Genomic DNA, 3,110 nt, shown 5'->3' on the forward strand with positions numbered 1-3,110 from the left:
AATAGCTTGATGAAACCGCGGGTCCTTTTCGCCGTCGGCTGCGTTACGTCACCCCGGGCCTTGACCCGGGGTCTTCCTCGCGTGGTGCCCGCCACTGGGGGGCGACCGCAGGTCGCCCCTACAAGTCATCGCGCCTTGCCGGCGACAAAAATGCCCTCGCGGTTTCATCAAGCTATTTGTGACGCAGGACACTAGTGCGGCGTTTCCGAGACCAGCCGCAGCCCGACGATGCCGGCGATGATCAGCGCGATGCAAACCAGCCGCAGCACTTCCCTCGATTCCCCGAAAAGGACCATGCCCAGTATCACCGTACCCACGGCGCCGATGCCGGTCCAGACCGCGTACGCCGTGCCCACGGGTAGGGTCCTCACCGCCTGCGCCAGGAAATAGATGCTCACTCCCATGATCACGAGCGTCACCGCGCTCGGCCACAGGCGGGTGAACCCCGCCGTGTACTTGAGCCCGACGACCCAGGCCACTTCGAACACGCCGGCGATGCACAGGTAGGTCCAACCCATCATGCTACTCCAAGTCCCCGGACTCCTCCGTCATCCCGGGCAACGGGCCGTGTCGAAACTCCGCTCGGATACGAGACGGCAACCAACCCCCACACACAGTCATTCCCGTGGAACAGGCTGTGCCAACTCCTGAGGCAGAGCCCCCTCGAATCGTCATTCCCGCCACCCTCTCCGTCATTCCCGCGGAAGCGGGAATCCAGGCGGGGTGGTGGGGCACTACAGCAGCGTTTCCCCGCCTCGCCACCCCTGGATTCCCGCTTCCGCGGGAATGACGGAGAGGGTGACGGGAATGACGGAGAGGGTGGCGGGAATGACGGAGAGGGTGGCGGGAATGACGAATCGGGGGTTTGCGCCAGTTCTTGTCCGGGCGACGTTTTGACACAGCCTGGGAAGCAAATTTCCGGGCGGGGTGAGGCGGGGAATGCGCCGGTTTCGCCCCTCCCCACCCGTGGATTCCCGCCTTCGCGGGAATAACAAATCGTGCCATTGCCCCGCTTCCGTTGATGGCCGATAATCTCGCGGTCATGTCCCGTCCAGGCTCCCATTCCGAGCACTGCCGCGCGTGCAAGGCCCGGCTGCACGAGTTCCTCACCGCGCTCTACCCGGAGGCGTGCCACCGCGACCAAGCTTTTCCATGGCCCAGCAGGCCCGAGGCGTACCACGGCACCCGGATCGGCGGGGTGTTGCAGCGGGTCTTCGGGGCGCTGCGCGACCACCGGGGTTACGGGGATTTCATACGAACGGCGCGGATGCCGCCATGCGACTACCATATGGACAATATAGCAAGCCCCGGATTCATTCTGGAATTCGACGAGCGCCAGCACTTCACCCGGCCCCGCGCCATCGCTTTGAGCCTCTATCCGGAAGACCTGCGCATGGGCTTCGCCGTCGGCGAGTGGCTTCGTCTGTGTGCGCTGCTGGACGCGCGCGACGCGGAGCCGCCGGACCGGGACGAACGCCGGGCGTGGTACGACACGCTACGGGATCTGCTGCCCGTGGTCCACGGACTCCGTCCCACCGTGCGCCTCTACGAGGGGGCGCTGCGCTGGTGCGAGTTGCGGCCGGACGCGCCCGCCGACGTGGCGCGATTCAAGTCTTTTCTCCAAGGAGGCGCCATAGTATAGAGGGCGAAGGGTTGTCCCGCGGGACCGACGGGACCACTCCGGCAACAACGGAAGGAGCGAAAGCGTGGCGCGAGACAACGACGCCGACAGGCTCAAGGCGCGGGATCTCATCAGCGAGATCAAACGGGCCGGCATCCGCTTCATCGTGGCCCTGCCCGACCGCACCACCAGCGAGCACCTGCTGAAGACGATGATCAAGGATCCCGACTTCCAGGTGGTGCAGGTGTGCAAGGAAGACGAGGGCGTGTCCATCTGCAGCGGCCTCTACGCCGCCGGGCACCGCTCGCTGCTGCTGATGCAGTACACCGGTCTCCTGGATTCCATCAACGCGGTGCGCGGCGTGGCCGTGCAGGGGAAGAACCCGGTGTGCATGATGGTGGGGATGCTCCAGAAGGAGCCCGGCGTTCCCCCCAGGCAGTCCAAGCGCTACGGCCTGCGCATCGTCGAACCGATCCTGGAGGCGATGGAGATCGAGTACCATAACATCGAAGCCCCCGGCGAGGCGGACAAGGTCGTGCCCGCCGTGGAGGCGGCCTACTCGGAGGCGAGGCCGGTGGCCATGCTGATCGGACGGGAGCCTATCTGACCATGATGAAACGCGACGAAATGCTCAAGGTTCTGGCGCGCCACCGCACCGACGAGATCGTGGTGGCGGTCTACAAGGCGGCGCAGGATTGGATCCACATCGCGCCGTCGGACCTCAACTACACCTTCACCGGCGCCATGGGACAGGGCTCGTCCCACGCCCTGGGCCTGGCCCTCGGACGGCCCGACAAGCGCGTGGTGGTGCTGGACGGCGACGGCAGCCTGCTCATGAACCTGGGCACCCTGGTCACCATCGCCAACGCCGCGCCCAAGAACTTCGTGCACTGCGTGTGCGAGAACGGCACCTACGAGACCAACGGCGCCGTGCCCATCCCGCGCCACGACGGCTTCACCTTCACCGGCGTCGCCCGCGAGGCCGGCTACGTCAACACCTACACCATCGACAACCTGGAAGACTGGGACCGGAACCTCGACGCCATCCTCAAGGAGGACGGCCCCATCATGGTGGACCTCAAGGTGGAGCCGGGCGAAGACTACCCGGAAAACTTCCCGCGCCTCTACAACACCGAGTACCGCGACCGCTTCGCCAAGGCGCTGGCCGAGTCGTAAGGCCCGTCGTTCCCGCCACCCCGAAGCGTCATTCCCGCGAAACAGGCTGTGTCAAGACTCCGCTCGGCCGCCAAACGGTACCCACACCCCGAACGTCACCAACACCCCGGAACGGTACCAACACCCCGGAACGGCACCAACACCCCGGAACGTCATTTGTATGTTGAGAGATCCTCTCAGATCGGCCAATTTGAGGGGTAGGCATGCGGGGCGCGTCGTACGTCATAGGGTGAGCACCCTAGGGGTTCTGCACCGGGCGGGAGTAGGACACCCCGCATGCCAGTTGTCGCTCCGAACAGATACCGGGGGTCAG

At 65.4% G+C, this 3,110-nt stretch carries 4 protein-coding genes; 3 read left to right on the forward strand and 1 reads right to left on the reverse strand.

What is annotated here, in order from left to right:
• Window positions 1-191 precede the first annotated feature (191 nt).
• A complete protein-coding gene (sugE, locus tag OXF11_22140; GenBank protein MCY4489787.1) occupies window positions 192-518 on the reverse strand; it encodes a quaternary ammonium compound efflux SMR transporter SugE in 327 nt (108 codons plus the stop codon).
• 503 nt (window positions 519-1,021) lie between these two features.
• Between sugE and OXF11_22145 the strand changes: the two genes are divergently transcribed.
• From OXF11_22145 to OXF11_22155, 3 genes are all read left to right on the forward strand, one after another.
• Entirely contained in the window at window positions 1,022-1,642 is a 621-nt protein-coding gene (locus OXF11_22145; GenBank protein ID MCY4489788.1) for a hypothetical protein, read from the forward strand.
• Between the two features lie 64 nt (window positions 1,643-1,706).
• On the forward strand, window positions 1,707-2,228 hold the full coding sequence (locus OXF11_22150) for a decarboxylase (GenBank protein MCY4489789.1): 522 nt from the start codon (window positions 1,707-1,709) through the stop codon (window positions 2,226-2,228).
• A gap of 2 nt (window positions 2,229-2,230) precedes the next feature.
• Window positions 2,231-2,797: a thiamine pyrophosphate-dependent enzyme gene (locus OXF11_22155; protein ID MCY4489790.1), complete on the forward strand. Its 567-nt coding sequence runs from the start codon at window positions 2,231-2,233 to the stop codon at window positions 2,795-2,797.
• Window positions 2,798-3,110: the final 313 nt, after the last annotated feature.

This window comes from Deltaproteobacteria bacterium, assembly GCA_026712905.1.
Classification (GTDB): domain Bacteria; phylum Desulfobacterota; class Binatia; order UBA9968; family JAJDTQ01; genus JAJDTQ01.

Coding starts and splice junctions, on each gene's coding strand:
- sugE (MCY4489787.1), bottom strand. CDS start 518: ATGGGTTGGACCTACCTGTGCATCGCCGGCGTGTTCGAAGTGGCCTGG.
- OXF11_22145 (MCY4489788.1), top strand. CDS start 1,022: ATGGCCGATAATCTCGCGGTCATGTCCCGTCCAGGCTCCCATTCCGAG.
- OXF11_22155 (MCY4489790.1), top strand. CDS start 2,231: ATGATGAAACGCGACGAAATGCTCAAGGTTCTGGCGCGCCACCGCACC.